The 17,294-nt window shown below is 38.8% G+C and carries 13 protein-coding genes; 8 read left to right on the plus strand and 5 right to left on the minus strand.

Annotated elements, in window-relative coordinates; all coding sequences use genetic code 11:
* Positions 1–275: 275 nt before the first annotated feature.
* From IPJ53_07910 to IPJ53_07930, 5 genes are all read right to left on the minus strand, one after another.
* Positions 276–2,753, minus strand: coding sequence for a TonB-dependent receptor (locus IPJ53_07910; protein ID MBK7799022.1), 2,478 nt, complete (start codon positions 2,751–2,753; stop codon positions 276–278).
* 41 nt (positions 2,754–2,794) lie between these two features.
* On the minus strand, positions 2,795–5,356 hold the full coding sequence (locus tag IPJ53_07915; GenBank protein MBK7799023.1) for a T9SS type A sorting domain-containing protein: 2,562 nt from the start codon (positions 5,354–5,356) through the stop codon (positions 2,795–2,797).
* 779 nt (positions 5,357–6,135) lie between these two features.
* A complete protein-coding gene (locus tag IPJ53_07920) occupies positions 6,136–7,629 on the minus strand; it encodes a Gldg family protein (GenBank protein ID MBK7799024.1) in 1,494 nt (497 codons plus the stop codon).
* A gap of 10 nt (positions 7,630–7,639) precedes the next feature.
* Positions 7,640–8,359, minus strand: a complete 720-nt coding sequence (locus tag IPJ53_07925) for an ABC transporter permease subunit (GenBank protein MBK7799025.1) — start codon at positions 8,357–8,359, stop codon at positions 7,640–7,642.
* Between the two features lie 6 nt (positions 8,360–8,365).
* Complete coding sequence (locus IPJ53_07930) at positions 8,366–9,292, minus strand: ATP-binding cassette domain-containing protein (GenBank protein ID MBK7799026.1); 927 nt, start codon at positions 9,290–9,292, stop codon at positions 8,366–8,368.
* 215 nt (positions 9,293–9,507) lie between these two features.
* Between IPJ53_07930 and IPJ53_07935 the strand changes: the two genes are divergently transcribed.
* From IPJ53_07935 to IPJ53_07970, 8 genes are read left to right on the plus strand one after another with little or no spacing between them, the layout of a single operon-like run.
* Positions 9,508–10,569, plus strand: a complete 1,062-nt coding sequence (locus IPJ53_07935; GenBank protein ID MBK7799027.1) for a hypothetical protein — start codon at positions 9,508–9,510, stop codon at positions 10,567–10,569.
* A gap of 15 nt (positions 10,570–10,584) precedes the next feature.
* Positions 10,585–11,361, plus strand: coding sequence for a glucose-1-phosphate cytidylyltransferase (rfbF, locus tag IPJ53_07940; protein MBK7799028.1), 777 nt, complete (start codon positions 10,585–10,587; stop codon positions 11,359–11,361).
* Entirely contained in the window at positions 11,346–12,440 is a 1,095-nt protein-coding gene (rfbG, locus tag IPJ53_07945) for a CDP-glucose 4,6-dehydratase (GenBank protein MBK7799029.1), read from the plus strand. The genes rfbF and rfbG overlap by 16 nt, the downstream gene beginning before the upstream one ends.
* Positions 12,430–12,978: a dTDP-4-dehydrorhamnose 3,5-epimerase family protein gene (locus tag IPJ53_07950; protein MBK7799030.1), complete on the plus strand. Its 549-nt coding sequence runs from the start codon at positions 12,430–12,432 to the stop codon at positions 12,976–12,978. Before rfbG ends, IPJ53_07950 begins: the two co-directional genes overlap by 11 nt.
* Entirely contained in the window at positions 12,975–14,204 is a 1,230-nt protein-coding gene (locus IPJ53_07955; GenBank protein ID MBK7799031.1) for a methyltransferase domain-containing protein, read from the plus strand. Before IPJ53_07950 ends, IPJ53_07955 begins: the two co-directional genes overlap by 4 nt.
* A 1-nt stretch (position 14,205) precedes the next feature.
* Entirely contained in the window at positions 14,206–15,036 is an 831-nt protein-coding gene (locus tag IPJ53_07960; GenBank protein ID MBK7799032.1) for an NAD(P)-dependent oxidoreductase, read from the plus strand.
* A 12-nt stretch (positions 15,037–15,048) separates the two neighbouring features.
* Entirely contained in the window at positions 15,049–15,777 is a 729-nt protein-coding gene (locus IPJ53_07965) for a cephalosporin hydroxylase family protein (protein ID MBK7799033.1), read from the plus strand.
* A 23-nt stretch (positions 15,778–15,800) separates the two neighbouring features.
* Positions 15,801–17,294: an oligosaccharide flippase family protein gene (locus IPJ53_07970; protein MBK7799034.1), complete on the plus strand. Its 1,494-nt coding sequence runs from the start codon at positions 15,801–15,803 to the stop codon at positions 17,292–17,294.

Consider the following 17,294-nt stretch of genomic DNA (forward strand, 5'->3'; position numbering starts at 1 on the left):
TCGCTCTAATTTAGAGGAAACATCGTTAAGGTTAAGAAGTCTGAATCAATCATTGAAGAGCTCATTATGTGAAGTGTTGAGCTGTTGTGGAAGGAGATTGTATATGTCTAACCATTTGGACCTTTCAAGTTACTGATAGATTTTTTTAATTAAAATTATTGAATGAAATAATTTTGATTGTGGAGTGTAATGTCTATCGATAGCATTCGAAAACATTTTCTCAACAAATTTCCTGTTAAGACAAAAATTCAAAGAGGATAATCACTCCAGTAATTTTAAAATTCAATGATAAATCCAATGGTTGGCAAAAGATTTGCATCAGCATTTTCCAAAATGATGGGAATTGCATTGGCTCCATCAGGTCTTAAGGCTGCTCCATCTGTAGTTTCAAATGCCGTATTGTCTGCATTTCTTTTAAACGTATAATTTGGGAATGAAGGATTGGCCCTGACCAAAACATTTTGAAGATCCAAAAACAAATCAAAAGTCGTACGTCTAAAATTCCACTTTTTATCAAGTCGAACATCCAATTGGTTGAAATTAGCAAGTTGGCTGCCATTCAATTGATTGTAATCTAATGTGCCTCTGCCTTCAACCGCGTAGTTTACGCGACTCCTTTCCAAATCAAATGGGGTGTAGGGAGTGCCCCCCTGAAATCTCCACCTTAAACCAAGCTCCCAATTGTATTTAAATTTATAACCCATGAGGATGGCAACCAAATGTCTGGTGTCCCATGATGAACGAATGTACTTTTCATTTACTCCAGTAAAAGAGGACCAGAACAAAGTGTAGGATGTGGTGAAGTACATATTCCTTGTTAATTTTTGTTGAGCAAAGAATTCAACTCCATAGGTCTTTCCTTTTCCTATTGAGTTGACTGCTTCATTGCCCACAATTCCAAAGTCACCTCCCAGATTGGCAAGTGAAATTCCATCACGAATGCTGACTGGGTAGTTATCATACCTTTTGTAAAAACCTTCCAGCGTGAATCTTAAGGAGCTTGCCGGAATGTATTCAAGTCCTGCCACAAAATGATCTGAGCGGATATAAGGAAGGTTTTGATTAACGGCTAGCTCATTTTCTCTAAAACCAAGAATGGTGTAAGGAAGGATCTTGTAATATCTTCCAAGACTTGCATTAAGAGTCCACTGTTTTGACATTTTGAAACTTGCACTTAATCTGGGACTTAGGGTGTTCAATAGGTTTTTAGCACCGTCTTCTGCAAGGTTGTTTGCGTCAGAGCGAACTCCCAGTGACAAACTTAACCTGTCGTTCAATAAACTTCGATTGATTTGACCAAACAAGCCATATTTTATAAAATCCAGAGACGTATTGAAACTAAAGTTGATACCAGGCTGAATTACAACACCCGCACTGTCCCGAATCTCCGGTCTGCCTTTAGCAAATGTTTCATTGGAGTATTTTACATATTGAACCATTGCACCATAAGAATATTTCCAGGGCCCATTTACTTTGTGGCTTTCAAAACGCAGTTTGTTTTCAATTTCACGGCTTCGAAGTTTGAGTGTTCTTTTATTTTCATCCGTCTGTGTGCTGTTGAAATTATCTGAAAATTGGTCCAGCGCATTATCCAGCATGTTTCTGCTAAAAGTTAAATTCCAATAGCCTTTATTTTGGAGGTGCTTTAAGGTAAAACCTTGTGTGTAATTCCATTGATTGATTAATGGATTACTACTCAATACATAAAGATTTTCAGGAGTTGTATTTTTGGGAAGCGCAAACTTAAATTCGTCAATAGCTCCGACACCTATGGCTGTCAGGCTTGTTTTGGCATTAAAGCGATGTGAGATTTTATATTGGAAATCCCAATAGTTGGGACGTATTGGCAAATCAAGTAATTGAAATAGAAACTGAAGGTAAGATCTTCTGGCAGAAGCCAAAAAGGATGTTTTTTTATTTGTCCCAATTGGCCCCTCAGCAGTTAATGCTGCTTCGGTTCCACTTAACCTGAAATTACCTTGAATTCGATCCTTGTTGCCGTCTCTTTGTTTGAATTGAAGCACGCTGGATAAAGGGTTGTCATACCTTGCATGAAAAGCACTTGAAGAGAGTGTGGCATCCTCCAAAAAGGAAACATTCAAGATTCCAGTTGGCCCACCAGCGGCCCCTTGGGTTGAAAAATGATTGATGACCGGAATTTCAACACCATCCAAGTAATAGACATTTTCATTTGGGCCTCCTCCTCTGATGACCAGGTCATTTCTGTAACTGCCATTGCCGGAAGTGCCACCGACACCTGGAAGTACTTGCACTACCCTTGAAATGTCAAAATTTCCTCCTGGATTACTCTTAATCTCCTCAGCGCTTAGGTTTTGGATGCTGAGAGGGGATTCAGATGTTGCTATCCTGATGCTTTTATTTTCTGAAAATACTACTTCGCCCAGCACCTTACTGTCCTGACGGAGTTCAAAATTAATTTGACCAGTATTACCAGCGGTTATAACCACGTTGTATTTAGTTAAAGCTTGGTAGCCTAAAAACGATACGGTAATATTGTAAGATTTGGTTGGGATGTTAACGATGGTATAATTTCCATCGAGATCGGTTGTGGCACCCAAATTAGTTCCCTCTATGGCTATAATTGCTCCTATCAGAGGTTCCTGTGTTTCATAATCTTTAACGTTTCCCGTAAGGCTACCAACTGACTGAGCCTTGACTTGCTGGAAAAAAATACAAGCTGTAAACAAAAGTATGCTCACAGACCACTTTACAAAACTAAAATTCCGGATCATGCGAACTAAAACATGAATACAAAATCATAGTTCACAGAAGATTAGATTTTTTGTAACTTTCTTGATCTGAACACCTGGCCTTCCTGATACACCGCCAAATAAATTCCTGCATTCAATCCTTGCAAGTTTAACCTATAAATTGATTTTTCCTGATCGATGTTTTCGATGTTTATAATTGTCTGGCCGTTAAGATCCATGATTCTCAAAGATCTGTTCATTCCGTTGCTGAGCTTTGGCAGATCAATAACGACTTCAGCATCCGCAGGATTAGGCGTTATTTCCAATCTCAGCGCTTTTAAGGCCGGTACTTCATTTGAAGTCGGGTTACCTCTCTTTATTTCTGAGAGTGGGAAGGTCATGATCGATCGCGCATAAGTTCCTGCAATTAATTGATTGTTTTTAATGTTTACATCAAGGTCATTTACAGTAATTAGTGGCATATTGTCTCCAACCCTTTTCCAGTTGGAGCTTTTGTCATTGGTCACATAAACTCCTAAAAGTGTCGCGGCAGCCATGATGATGTCTGATTTTGCTTCAATAATTTGCAAATCGTATACCGGTATTTCGGTAAGTTCCCCACCAGAAATAGATTCCCAACTTTTTCCATTGTTTCTGGAGCGAAATATTAATGAGTTTAAAGAATTGTTTCGGTAGTTTGACATGGAGACATAAAAAGTGCTGTCATTTTCTTTGGAGCATTTAACGCTGGTGACATATCCTGGTGGCAATCCGGATGTGACATTCATCCATAAGGAACTTGAATCCTTACAAATCCATACATTCCCATTGTTGGTGCCTGCGATTAAAGTCTTCGGATTTATTAAGGATTCATCCATGCAGGTGATGCTTGGTAAAGAAACAATCTTATACGGTCCATTGGTCGTTAGGGAAGGGCTAATGGATTTCCAGTTGGCTTCCAAAAGGTTGTAGTTTTTAAATATTCTGTTAGCTCCGCAATACATTATGTCGGGACTGTACCTGCTTAAAAGATAAGGAAAATCCCAATTACGGTTTCCACTCAAACCATTTGTGAATCTCTTAAAACCAAGTCCGCCATCCAGGGTTTGATTAAGTCCTCCGTTTTGGGTGAGGCACCAGTATATGTTTGGGTCAGTAGGGTGAAAGGCAGGCAGAAAACCGTCTCCGCCATAGATGGCTTCCCAATTGTTTATATTCTGTGCGTTGCCGGTAGAGGTGCCATTGTCCTGGGCACCCCCATAAAAGTAAGATGGATTGTTTGGGTTGTAGGCCACCCGATAAAATTGGGTCGTTGCAATGTTTTCAAGGTCTTCCCATTCAGTTGAATTTTTTCTCAATTTGTATAACCCGCCGTCTGTACCTAAAAGGATATCTCCGTTTTCGAAAAATTCTATTTCATGTTTGTCGGCGTGCACTTCATAAGTCCACCAATCAGGCGTAGCCCTCACCCAACTTATGCCACCGTCTAGACTTCTGTAAAGGTCTACCCCCAAAAGAAAAATATCATTTGGATTGTTTGGGTTGACGCCAATTCGACCAAAATACCACCCAAAACCTCCCAGCACATCGCAGGGAAGCCCCGAGTTGTTATAATCTGTGATTACTTGTTGCCAATTGTCACCACCATCCATTGATTTGTATAAACCGCTTATTTGCTGGCCTCCATTGCAAAAGGCTGTATCATTCCGCACCATTCTCGCATAGATGATTTCAGGACTTGATTTGCACACTTCAATGGCTATTCTGCTGTACGGATAATCCGGAATACCATTGTGAATAACCTCCCATGTTTTTCCACCATCCTTGCTTCTTCTTATTCTACTATTTGGACCTTCCACCACATTGGTATCATCACGTCTCAATCTCTCCCAACTTGCAGCATAAAGTACTTGAGAATTTCCTGGTTTAAATGCAATATTGGTCATGCCTGTCTGGCTGGAGACGAATAAAACCTTTTCCCAACTAACTCCTCCATTTGAAGATTTGAATAATCCGCGTTCTGAACCTGGTTCAAATGGGTTTCCCATAGCAGCAACAAAAATCACTTTGCTATCCTGAGGGTCAACCAGAATTTCACTGATGATGCGAGTTGCTTCAAGACCCATGTTTGTCCAATTCTTGCCACCATCTGTTGATTTATAAATACCGTTGCCAGCAAAAGGATATCCTGAAATGTCGGGGTCGCCGGTTCCTACATAAATCGTTTCCGAATTTTTCGGATCTATAGCTATCGCCCCAATCATTAGAGTTGCCTGATTGTCAAAAATTGGATTCCAGCTGGCACCTCCGTTGGTTGTCTTAAAGACACCTCCATTTGGAAATCCTACATAGATAATATTTTGGTTGGTAGGGTGGATGGCCACAGCACTGACGCGAGCCCCAATATTTCCAGGGCCTTGTTGGGTCCATAATCCTGAAATGGAATTTTGTGGAGAACGATATGTTTTAGAATTAATTATTGAATTGATGAGCTGAAAATGTCGTTGGCTCAACTCTTCTGATGGAGCCCCAAATTTATCAATCAGATAGGCCTCATCCGGGCTATAATTATATCGTTTTTTTACCTCGCCGCATGAAATCATACAAAGCAGGGAGAGTATCAATAGGTGTTTTGTCCAACTCATTGGGTTAAATATTAATTACTGTAATAACGATTTGAAATCAAAGATATGTTGGCTGGCTTTAATTGAGCAAAATATCACCCCTACGGGGCTTGGTTTTGTTTGCATGGTTACTAAAGAAGATGTCACCCCTACGGGGCTTGGTATGGGGTAAGAGTGTTTTTTTTACAAAGATGTCACCCCTACGGGGCTTGGTAAGGGGTAAGAGTTTTTTTACAAAGATGTTACCCTACGGGGCTTGGTATGGGGTAAGAGTGTTATTTACAAAGATGTTACCCCTACGGGGCTTGGTATGGGGCAAGAGTGTTATTTACAAAGATGTTACCCCTACGGGGCTTGGTTTTGTTTGCTTGGTTATTTATAAAGATGTCACCCCTACGGGGCTTGGTAAGGGGTAAGAGTTTTTTTACAAAGATGTTACCCCTACGGGGCTTGGTATGGGGTAAGAGTGTTATTTACAAAGATGTCACCCCTACGGGGCTTGGTATTGAGTAAGAGTGTTTTTTATAAAAATGTCACCCCTACGGGGTTTGTTATTTTAAGTGTAATTAAAAAAATCAACCAATAACAAATTAGGAGGAGAATCAACTTTTCAATGTAGATAATAAATCCCGGAGGGATGATATTGTGATTGAATCAATAAACAAAAATTATTTGAACCCCGGAGGGGTGGAGTTATTTAATGTACAATTTATTTATCGGACTATTTTTTCAAGTTAAGGTATAATTATTAATCTCTTTATTATTTCATGGACCAGTTTGAAATGAATTTAAATTTGCTTTTAATTGTAGCGTTCTTCCATTCTTTGAGTTCGCTTTCTGCGATTTTGCGAACTTCGGTAAAAGCTATAAAGCAAAACAAGAATTATTGGAACCAAAAAATTTAAATACTTATACATATTTCTGGTGGCATCATCAAGCTCTTTAATTGGCCTGGTTTCCACAGCTTTTGTACGCAAATCAATCAATCCTGTATCATCGGTAAGCCAGTCGATTCCGTTCACAAGTAGGGAGACATTGTCCTGATTAATTTGTTGATTTCTACCTCGCCCCACAGGGAAATCGCCATCCCCATAGATTACAAGTTTGCTGGAAGTGGTGCCTGCAATTTTTCCTTCTACTACGGCACCCAGACAAATATTCCTCTCCGGAAAATCAGCCTCTGTCCACTGGCGTTGAATATCAATTACTATTGGCATCGGATCTCGTCCCGATTTGCCAGAAGAAAACAGGAGTGGGGTAAATTGTTCTTTTCCATTATAGCTTACCGCCGATGCGAATTGTAGTATTACCCGTTCCAAACCTTTGGTCACCGGATGGTTGGAAAAATTTTGGATCAATGGAAGATAGGGCAATTGTACCGGTGTAGCAAATGAAAACATTCCAGTCTGTTGCTGTACTTGCACTGAACCACAAGCTGCATCTTTTATTAATGCATTCTCCAAAACAATGCCTTTGGTTGCCAACCAATTGCCTACACCGCTCATTGAAGGAGTAACCTGACCTGTTTGTAATTCCGCTTCAATTTGATTGGCTGCAATCAACAAATTACCTCCCTGAGCAAGATATTCATCCAGCATTTGAAAATGATCTGGGGGAAAGCTATCCTGTGGCCTGACGAGCACTAAAGTTTTATACTTACTTAAATCGGTACTGTCGGTAAAATAAACCGATTCAACCGAGTAAAGTATGTTTAGCGATTCATACACTTGAACCATTTCCTGCAGGGATGCTTCCCGATGACCCTGGATAAAACCAATTACAGGTTTGTTTTTTACTACCAGTTTTTTGATGTTGGTTGTCAGTGCATATTCCATGGCAGTTCCAGGTTGAATGACGGGAATTATTTCTTTCTTATCTCCCACCTTTATGGTTGCTCCCAAGAAAGCTTTTAGTTGTTTGGCCTGATCCTTTTCACGGACATTTATCATAACCGGTTGGATACCTTCCCTCATGGCTTCTTCCTCTTTTTTTGGATCATCATTTGGGGCGATAAATTCATATTCCAGGTTTCCCTTCGAAAGATTGTAAAACTCATCCAAAATTTCCTTCAGCTCTTCTTTAGTTTTGCCAACATCAGTAGGTAAATCATCTGAAAAATAGGCCGTAACTTTTACTTTTTCTTCCAGGTTTCGCAGGATGTTTTTAGTAGCAGGACTGAGTGTGAATTCCTGATTTTTTGTGAGGTCCAGACGAAAGAAGAATTGTCTGGCAAGAAAATTCAATGCCACAAATGCAAGAATTGCTACAATGATTTTTGAAGCAGTAGTATTCATGTTTTTCCTGTTATTTTCGTTTGGTGATTAATTGTTCAGCCATAAATAAACCAAGCAATGTGAGGCTGACAAAATAAATGAGATCCTTGGTGTCCAGTACTCCTCTTGAAATGGATTCAAAATGTTTGCTGACACTTAGATCACTCATCAGATTACCAATGAATCCTCGTGTCCCACCACTGAATAAATCAAATAAAAAGTGAAAAAATATTCCAATTAACAGGGCCAAAAGAAATGCGACAATCTGATTGTTGGTGAGGCTGCTTGCAAAAAGTCCTATGGCAATGTAAGCAGAACTCATGAGCAACAATCCTAGATATCCGCTGATGGTTGCTCCATGATCCACTGACCCCAATCTTGCAATTGAAAAATAATAGGGCAGCGTAAAAAGCAATGCAATGCAAACAAGCAGCATACATGCAAGATATTTGCCTAATACAAGTTGACGGTGACTGACAGCCTTTGTTAAAAGTAGTTCGATGGTACCTGTTTTTTTTTCTTCCGCAATCATCTTCATGGTGATGGCGGGAATGAAAAAGAAAAGTGTCCACTTCGCTATGGCAAAGAAAACCTGAAGATCTGCTTCTTTGCGAATGAACACATCTGCGCCATAGATCCAGGTGAAAAACCCGCTGAATCCCAGAAAAGCCAGCAACATTATGTAAGCTGTCAAAGAATCAAAGAACGAATTGAGTTCTCTTTTGGCGATTATTTGAATTGGTGATTGCATACTCAATTAGTTTATGGTAAGGTCTCTAAATATGTCTTCTAATTTGGTTTCAAAAGGTGTTAATTCTAAGAGGTCCCAACCTTTTTCTACGCATAAATGAAAAATTGCTTTGTTTAGCTGGATTTCACCTCGTGACTGAACTTCGAATTTATTTTCATTTCTATTGATCAAATCAACTAAGCTAACCTCCGGCAAAGCTTGCAATGCAGAGAAAATTTTCTCTTGTTCTGTTCCTTCAATCCGGACATGTAGGATTTGGCGGGACTCAGATTGCTTGCGTAAATTGGCTACAGTGCCATCCGCAACAATCCGACCCTTATTGATGATAAGTATTCTGTCACAAGTGGCCTCTACTTCCGGAAGAATATGAGTGCTCAGTATTACGGTCTTTTCTTTGCCAAGTTGTTTGATCAGTTCTCTGATTTCCACAATCTGATTTGGATCCAAACCTGTAGTTGGTTCGTCCAGAATAAGAATTTGGGGATTATGGATGAGCGCCTGTGCCAGTCCAACACGCTGCCGGAATCCTTTAGAGAGCTCTCCAATTTTTTTATGTTTTTCAACATCCAGTCCGCATTTTTTAACCATTTCGCGCACTCTTGAGGGAATCTCAGAGATGGATACACCCTGAAGAGAAGCACAAAAAGACAGATAATCCAATACAGGCATGTCTTCATAAAGAGGATTGTGTTCTGGAAGATAGCCGATGGTTCTTCGTAGGTCAATGGAAGAGCGACTCGAATTATTGCCATACCAAATGGTTCCTTTGTCAGGTTCAAGATATTGAGTCAGCATTTTCATGGTGGTAGTTTTTCCGGCTCCATTTGGTCCCAGGAAGCCAAGAATTTCTCCTGATTTAACTTCAAAAGAAATGTCGTCAACGGCCTTTTGGAGACCATAACTTTTTGACAATGAAGAAATTTTCAAGTCCATAAGGTCAATATTTTAATTTGGATAGGGTGAATCAGATGCGAAAATAATAAGATTTCATTTTTTGATCCCAAATAGAGTTGTAAAAGCATTGAGCTAAAGATTGTTTAATGGAGTTTTTCCATGAATTATTTAATTTATTTATATATAAAATATTCTTATTTTTGTGATTAAATATAACAAAAAACCAAATAGAAAACTGAATTCAGTTTCTCACGATGAATCCAAAAAGTCCCGATATTACATTCAACCTTAGGGAATTTACTCTGCTTCTGCAAGATTACCTAAAGGAGTTTAAGCGCAGTGTACCTTTATTTCTTTGGGTTTTAATTCCAGTGGCTGTTTATTTTGGGTATAGGCAATTTAATAATAAGCCTCAGTTTACTGCAAAAGTGAGCTTTATGCTCAATGAAGCTGAGGCAGGACAATCAGGATTGACCTCCATCCTGGGTCAGTTTGGATTATCTGCACCAGGTCAGAAGTTAAGTTTGCAAAAAATCATAGAAATTGCCAAGACAAGGAGAATTGCAGAAACATTTTTTTTTAGCAAAACTGTGGTAAATGGAAAAGACGATTATCTGGCAAATCATTTGATAGACGCATTCAAATCAGAAGGTGAGTGGTTTTCGATTCCATTTTGGGAGAAATCTGACTCTTTAAGTGATTTAAGATATAAGCGATCAGAAATATCATTATTTGATCATCAGGAGCGTATGGCATTGAAGCGTCTTCATTTTTTATTTTTAAAAAGACTTGAGACATCTTTCAATGAAAAAACAGGGATAATGGAGTTGTCCATTAGGTTGCCGGTGGAGGATTTATCTTACCAGTTGTGTTATTCACTGTATGATCAGCTAAGTAAATTTTACATTGACAAAACCATTGAAAAGCAGCAGGATACATATGATCGACTTCAACATAAAGTCGACAGTTTGAGAAACCTTATTCACCGTAAAGATTATAATCTAGCGGGGATTAAAGACAGTTACCGCAATACTTTTCTCAACGAAGATTTAGTTCCGCAGACCCAGGTGGATCGCGACATCAGAATGTTTTCCATTTTATATGGGGAAGCATTAAAAAATTTAGAACTCGCTTCTTTCACTTTGCAAAATAAGACCCCCTTCATCCAGGCTTTGGATCTTCCGATGAAACCTTTGGAAGTAAAAAAAGAAAACTTATTCCTGAATGTGATCAAAACAGTTTTGATTAGTTTTTTTCTCACGCTGGGTTTTGTCATTTTAAGAAAAATATGGCGAGATAGTTTGCAAACGAATTAAAGACTTGATACGGATATGAAAGTGGTAATTCTTGCTGGAGGGTTGGGAACAAGGTTGATGGAAGAGACGGAATCTCGTCCGAAGCCAATGGTTGAAATTGCAGGCAAACCCATTCTTTGGCACATCATGAAAATTTATGAAGCCCAGGGTTTCAACGATTTTGTGATTTGTCTGGGATACAAGGCTACTATGATAAAAGAATACTTTCTGAATTATTATTTGTATAATTCAGATGTGACCATTGAGTTGGCAAAGAATAAAGTGGATGTACATTTCTCAAATACAGAATCTTTTAAAGTTACCTTAATCGATACAGGAATTGAGACCAACACCGCAGGCAGGATAAAAAGAATTAAAAAATATACAGAAGGTAAACCCTTTATGCTGACCTATGGAGATGGAGTTTCAAATGTTGACTTGAAAGCTTTATTAAATTTTCATCGATCTTCCGGAAAGCTTGCAACACTTACGTCCATACAGTTGCCAGGAAGATTTGGTCATTTGAATATCAATGATGCAGGCCTGGTGGAAGAGTTTCAGGAAAAGCCGGAGGATGATGGATTGTGGATCAATGGAGGTTTCTTTGTAATGGAACAAGGAATATTCGATTATCTGGAGGGCGATATGGATCAGGTGCAATGGGAGAAGAAGCCGCTGTATGAAATAGCTCGAGATGGTCAGCTGGCAGCGTACCAACATAAGGGTTTCTGGAAAGCAATGGATGCAATGAGAGACCGCATTGAATTGGAAGAATTGTGGAAGAACGGTAAAGCAGAATGGAAAATATGGTAGAAAGACTCCAAAAAGCATTTGCAAATAAAAGGGTTCTGGTCACCGGACACACTGGTTTTAAAGGATCCTGGCTGACAGCCATGTTGCATAAACTTGGAGCGGAGGTTACCGGATATTCATTGCCTCCCAATACAAATCCAAACCATTATAGTTTGTTGAATTTGCCCTGTCATCATGTTGAAGGTAATATTCTGGATGTCGACCATCTTGAAAAAGTGATGGAGGAATCTGGAGCCGAAATTGTATTCCATTTGGCTGCTCAGGCGCTGGTCAGACCCTCCTACATAGATCCGGTTGAAACGTATCAGTCGAATGTGATCGGAACACTCAATGTTCTTCAGGCTGCACGAATGAGTACGCGTGTCAAAGTTATGGTGATGATCACCACAGACAAAGTTTATGAGAATGTAGAAAGCGATCATTTTTATCGGGAAGGGGATCCTTTGGGTGGTTATGATTTATACAGTTCTTCAAAAGCATGTTGTGAAATTTTGATAAGTTCTTTCAGAAGAAGTTTTTTTCCTTTGGAAAAATATGGTTCATCACATGATACTTTAATTGCAACGGCACGGGCCGGAAATGTGCTGGGGGGAGGTGATTGGAGTCCGGACAGATTGATACCGGATTTGATGAAAGCAGCTCATGCAAAACAAAAGGTGGAAATCAGGAACCCTTTATCCGTAAGGCCCTGGCAACATGTGATGGATTGTCTGACGGGTTATTTGTTACTGGCTGAAAAATTATTATTACAAGATACGAACGCGTCCACCGCATGGAATTTTTCTCCTTATCCTGATGATGTTAAAACGGTAGGAGAGATGGTCGAAATTTCCGCCAGACACTGGCCTGAATTGGAGTATGTGATTAAGAAGCCCGAGCAGGATTTTCATGAAGCCGGATTACTAAAGTTGGATCACAGCAAGGCCATTCGGGAATTAAATTGGAGGCCTTTATTTCGAACTGAGGAAGCTGTAGCAAAAACTATTGAATGGTACCGCGCTTATTATGAAGGGGCCACTGTAATGACCACACAACAAATTGACCATTACTTTCTTCAATTGACTGCAAATGGAATTTGAAGAAACAGGATTTGATGGATTGTATTTGGTGAAGATGAAACCCATTGCTGATGAGCGAGGTCATTTTTTCAGGACTTATTGTGCCAATGAATTTGGCAGTATTGGAATGAATGAACATTTTGTTCAGATGAATCAGTCTTTTAATAAATCTCCTGGTATTCTGAGAGGAATGCATGCCCAAGCTGGAGAGGCTGCAGAAATTAAGTTTGTAAGATGTTTAAGCGGAAAGGTATTTGATGTAGTGGTGGATTTAAGAAAGGATTCTTCCACTTATTTGCAATATTTTGGTATTGAACTTTTCGGAGGAGATTTTAAAGGATTGTTGATTCCAAGAGGATTTGTACATGGATTTATTACACTGGAAATGGACTCCACCTTACTGTACCATCACACTGCTTTTTATGATCCTCTACGGGAGGTGTGTGTCAGGTACGACGATCCGGCCATCGGAATCCAATGGCCAGTAGCCGTCAAACACATCAGTGAAAAGGATTTGTCTTATCCATTTATTAATGAGAATTTTAAAGGATTGCCATGAGTCAATGCAGACATTGTAAATCGCCGCTGAATATTGAATTCGTTGATCTTGGTTTCAGTCCTCCGTCCAATTCATTTTTGAAAAAAGAGGCTCTGCTGCAACCAGAAGTTTATTATCCATTAAGGATCATGGTATGTGGTCAATGTTATCTGGTTCAGATAGAAGAGTATGCCAGTCATGCAGCTATTTTTAATTCAGATTACGCATATTTTTCTTCTTATTCTTCTTCCTGGTTGGCACATGCCAAAACCTATGTAGAGTCGATGGTTGAGCGCTTTGGATTCAATTCTGATGCTCAAATTGTTGAGCTTGCGAGCAATGATGGCTATTTACTTCAGTATTTTAAAGAGCTTGACATTCCTGTATTGGGTATTGAGCCCACAGCAAATACCGCCAGGGTAGCAGTAGAAAAGGGTATCAAAACTGTTGTGGATTTTTTCGGAACACGCCTTGCTAATCAATTAGTGGACGAGGGATACAAGGCAGATCTGTTACTAGGAAATAATGTGCTGGCCCATGTTCCGGATATTAATGATTTTGTACAGGGGATGAAGATGTTATTGAACAAGCGGGGAGTTATTACCATGGAATTTCCACATTTGCTCCAGTTGATTCAATTGAATCAATTTGACACGATTTATCATGAGCATTTTTCATATTTGTCGTTTATCACTGTTAAAAGAATTTTTGAATCCTGTGGCTTGAAAATGTTTGATGTACAAGAGCTTTCCACACATGGAGGCTCTTTAAGAATTTTTGCTTGTCATGAAGAAGATGAGACCAAAGAGGTAACAGACAGGGTCATGAAAATGATTTTATTGGAGGAAGGTAAAGGGTTGAATAAAACTGAGACATACCAGGAGTTTCAACAGAAGGCAGAAAATGTAAAAGATCAGTTTGTTAAATTTTTAATTGATGCAAAAGTATCTGGGAAATCTGTTGCAGGATATGGAGCAGCTGCCAAAGGAAATACACTGCTCAACTTTTGTGGTGTGAGGAAAGATTTACTCGCTTTTATTGTAGATGCGTCACCTCACAAACAGCACAAATTTATTCCGGGAATGCATATTGAGGTAGTGGATGAATCTTGGATACAAAAATATCAACCAGATTATGTAGTTATTCTTCCTTGGAATCTTAAAGAAGAAATATCCCAGCAACTTGATTACATAAGAAGCTGGGGAGGGAAGTTTGTTATAGCCGTCCCCCAACTTACAATCTTTTAGAATGAAAGTTTTTGTTACCGGATCATCAGGATTTATAGGCCGACATGTTGTAAGGGAACTTATTCACAGGTGCATCAAACCTTTATGTCTGGTGCGGAACATCAACAGCATGAAAAATCTGGGATTCGTGTCACACGAATTAGAATTAGTTGAAGGTGATTTGGACACTTTTGATCCAGGGATTTATTTTTCAAACCACACCACTCCGGACATTTGTATCCACCTGGCATGGCAGGGACTACCCAATTACAAACAGATGTTCCACATAGAAGAGAACTTGCCTAAGCAGTATAAATTTATTAAGTCATTGATTGAATCCGGGGTTTCAGATATTACTGTAACGGGGACATGTTTGGAATATGGAATGCAAGAAGGAGCTTTAAGTGCATCAGATTTTTCAAACCCACTGATTCCTTATGCAATTGCAAAAGACTCACTCAGGAGATTTTTATTTGCACTTCAGGAGCATCTTGATTTTGAAATTAAATGGTTAAGGCTTTTTTATACTTATGGCGAAGGGCAATCTGAATCTTCCATTTTAAGTCAATTGGAAAAATCCATAGATCGTGGAGACGAGTATTTTAATATGAGTGGAGGTGAACAAATAAGGGATTATTTACCTGTAACGGAGCTTGCAAATCAAATCGTAGACTTTAGCTTGAATCCGGGTTCCGGAGTTTTCCAATGTTGCAGCGGTCACCCGGTTAAAATTAAAGATTTGGTTTTAAATTATTTAAAAATGCACCAAAAGCACATTGCTCTTAACCTAGGGTATTATGCTTATAATGACTATGAACCAATGGAATTTTGGGGTAAAAAAGAGAATCAATAAAACATATAAGATATGGATCCAATAGCAGCCTTTCAGCAAGAAAGAGAAGAGAGAATAAAATCATTCGGTGACAACAAAGTGCTCAAAGAAGCAGCTCATCAGTTTAATGTAATTTCTAATCAGGAGAAGTACTCTTACAATTTTTCCTGGATGGGTAGACCAATTATACAATACCCTCAGGACATGATTGCCATGCAGGAGATCATTTGGCAAATTAAACCTGATTTAATTATTGAAACAGGAATTGCCCATGGAGGATCTTTGATCTATTATGCATCCATCATGGAGTTAATTGGAAAGGGAGAAATTGTTGGAATTGATATAGACATAAGACCTCATAACAGGAAGGAGATTGAGTCACATCCAATGTTCAAGAGAATTCATTTAATAGAAGGATCTTCTCTGGATCATCAAATAGTCAATCAGGTAGCCGCCATGGCTGCTGGAAAGGGAACCATTTTGGTTTGTCTGGATTCAAATCACACTCATGACCATGTGTTGGAAGAACTGCAACTCTATTCACCTTTTGTTACTTCAGGTTCTTATTTGGTGGTTTTTGATACCATCATTGAAGACATGCCAAAGGGAATGTACGACCGACCATGGGATGTGGGGAATAATGCCAAGACTGCTGTTTGGAAATTTTTGGAAACAAATAAAGGATTTGAAATAGACCACATGGTTGACCATAAATTGTTAATAAGTGTTGCCCCGGAGGGTTATCTAAGGTGCATCCGATAGGAACAGAGAATTGATAAAAAATCTTGAATCTCTTATCTAAAAATATTGTAGCAAATTTTAGTCTTCAGGCATGGATTCTGATTTCTCAGATCATGTTGGTGCCAATTTATGTACGGGTTTTGGGGGTGGAAGCATATGGGCTTGTTGGATTTTACGCGAGTTTACAAGCCATTTTTTTTGTTTTGGATATGGGAATGAGCGCTACCATAAATCAGGAATTGGCAAAAGTAAATATTACGGAGAATGACAGACGATATAAAATAGATTTACTCAAAACACTTGAATGGGTATATTGGGGATTAGCGATTTTTATTTTCATTATCATTGTTTTAATTCAATCTTTTTTTTCAGAAGCCTGGGGATCAAATGCCAGTATTTCTTCGGATAAAATTGGTGAATGCATTTATCTTATGGGCGGTTTGCTTGTATTTCGGTTTCCGCTTGGTTTATATTCAGGCGCTCTTAATGGAATGCAAAAACAATATCAATTGAATTTGGTCACTATTTTTTTTGAATTGATCAAATTTATTCTCGTATTGGTGGTTTTATTTTACGTTTCTAATGATGTAGTGTCTTATTTTGTTGTAAACATAATTATATCAGTTTGCACAGTTATTTTTATAAGATTCATGGTATGGAGATATCGCGAATTAAGAGATTATCATGGTGCGTTTAGGCGAACAGTTTTATTTTCTCGTTGGAAATTCTCACTGGGAGTTGCCGGTATTGCAATGGTGGCAATCGTGCTCACTCAAGCGGATAAAATGATGTTGGCCAAGATGGTGAGTCTGAAAGAATTTGGATGGTATACATTGGCATTTACCATCGCATCCATTCCTTCAAAAATTGTTGGAGCTGTTGCAACCGCCTATTATCCCATGTTGGTACAAGAAAACTCCAGGAATGATGAGGCAAGTGTAGCGAAAGTGTATCAACAAAGCAGTCAACTCATTGCCGTTCTTTTGGTGCCGGTCTGCATTGTTTTTTGGAGTTCTTCTGAGTATGTTTTGAAAATTTGGTTTCAGGATCAGGACTTGATTGGGAGCATTAATCCGTTGGTCAAGATTTTTATTTTTGGATTTATGTTTAATGGTTTGATGACCATGCCTTATTATTTGCAATTGGCTCATCATTGGACAAGGCTATCCTTATTCAAAAACATAGTAGCCTTGCTGATATTGCTTCCATTGCTTTATTTTGTCATCCAAAAATATGGAATTAATGGAGCAGTGTGGATTTGGCTGGTCCTAAATGTATCCTATGTGATTTTCGAAGTTCCTTTGATGCATAGAAAGTTGTTGCCAAATCTAATGAAATTGTGGTATTTAGAGACCATTTTAAAACCCATACTCCTTTGTGGGGTGATGAGTTTAAGTTTGGTTTGGCTGCTTCAATATATTGAATGGTCAAGTATTTTATATACAGCATGTTTGGGGATTTTGATTTTACTCCAAATAGTTTTATTAAATAGATGGCTATCTGAACATCCATTGCATGTCCTTAAAAAGATCAAGTAA

This window comes from Candidatus Vicinibacter affinis, from assembly GCA_016714365.1.
In the GTDB taxonomy this organism is placed as follows: Bacteria; Bacteroidota; Bacteroidia; order Chitinophagales; family Saprospiraceae; genus Vicinibacter; species Vicinibacter affinis.

Excerpts from the sequence above, each read along its gene's own strand:
- IPJ53_07910 (MBK7799022.1), bottom strand. The coding sequence starts at position 2,753 with ATGATCCGGAATTTTAGTTTTGTAAAGTGGTCTGTGAGCATACTTTTG.
- IPJ53_07915 (MBK7799023.1), bottom strand. The coding sequence starts at position 5,356 with ATGAGTTGGACAAAACACCTATTGATACTCTCCCTGCTTTGTATGATT.
- IPJ53_07920 (MBK7799024.1), bottom strand. The coding sequence starts at position 7,629 with ATGAATACTACTGCTTCAAAAATCATTGTAGCAATTCTTGCATTTGTG.
- IPJ53_07925 (MBK7799025.1), bottom strand. The coding sequence starts at position 8,359 with ATGCAATCACCAATTCAAATAATCGCCAAAAGAGAACTCAATTCGTTC.
- IPJ53_07930 (MBK7799026.1), bottom strand. The coding sequence starts at position 9,292 with ATGGACTTGAAAATTTCTTCATTGTCAAAAAGTTATGGTCTCCAAAAG.
- IPJ53_07935 (MBK7799027.1), top strand. The coding sequence starts at position 9,508 with ATGAATCCAAAAAGTCCCGATATTACATTCAACCTTAGGGAATTTACT.
- rfbF (MBK7799028.1), top strand. The coding sequence starts at position 10,585 with ATGAAAGTGGTAATTCTTGCTGGAGGGTTGGGAACAAGGTTGATGGAA.
- rfbG (MBK7799029.1), top strand. The coding sequence starts at position 11,346 with ATGGAAAATATGGTAGAAAGACTCCAAAAAGCATTTGCAAATAAAAGG.
- IPJ53_07950 (MBK7799030.1), top strand. The coding sequence starts at position 12,430 with ATGGAATTTGAAGAAACAGGATTTGATGGATTGTATTTGGTGAAGATG.
- IPJ53_07955 (MBK7799031.1), top strand. The coding sequence starts at position 12,975 with ATGAGTCAATGCAGACATTGTAAATCGCCGCTGAATATTGAATTCGTT.
- IPJ53_07960 (MBK7799032.1), top strand. The coding sequence starts at position 14,206 with ATGAAAGTTTTTGTTACCGGATCATCAGGATTTATAGGCCGACATGTT.
- IPJ53_07965 (MBK7799033.1), top strand. The coding sequence starts at position 15,049 with ATGGATCCAATAGCAGCCTTTCAGCAAGAAAGAGAAGAGAGAATAAAA.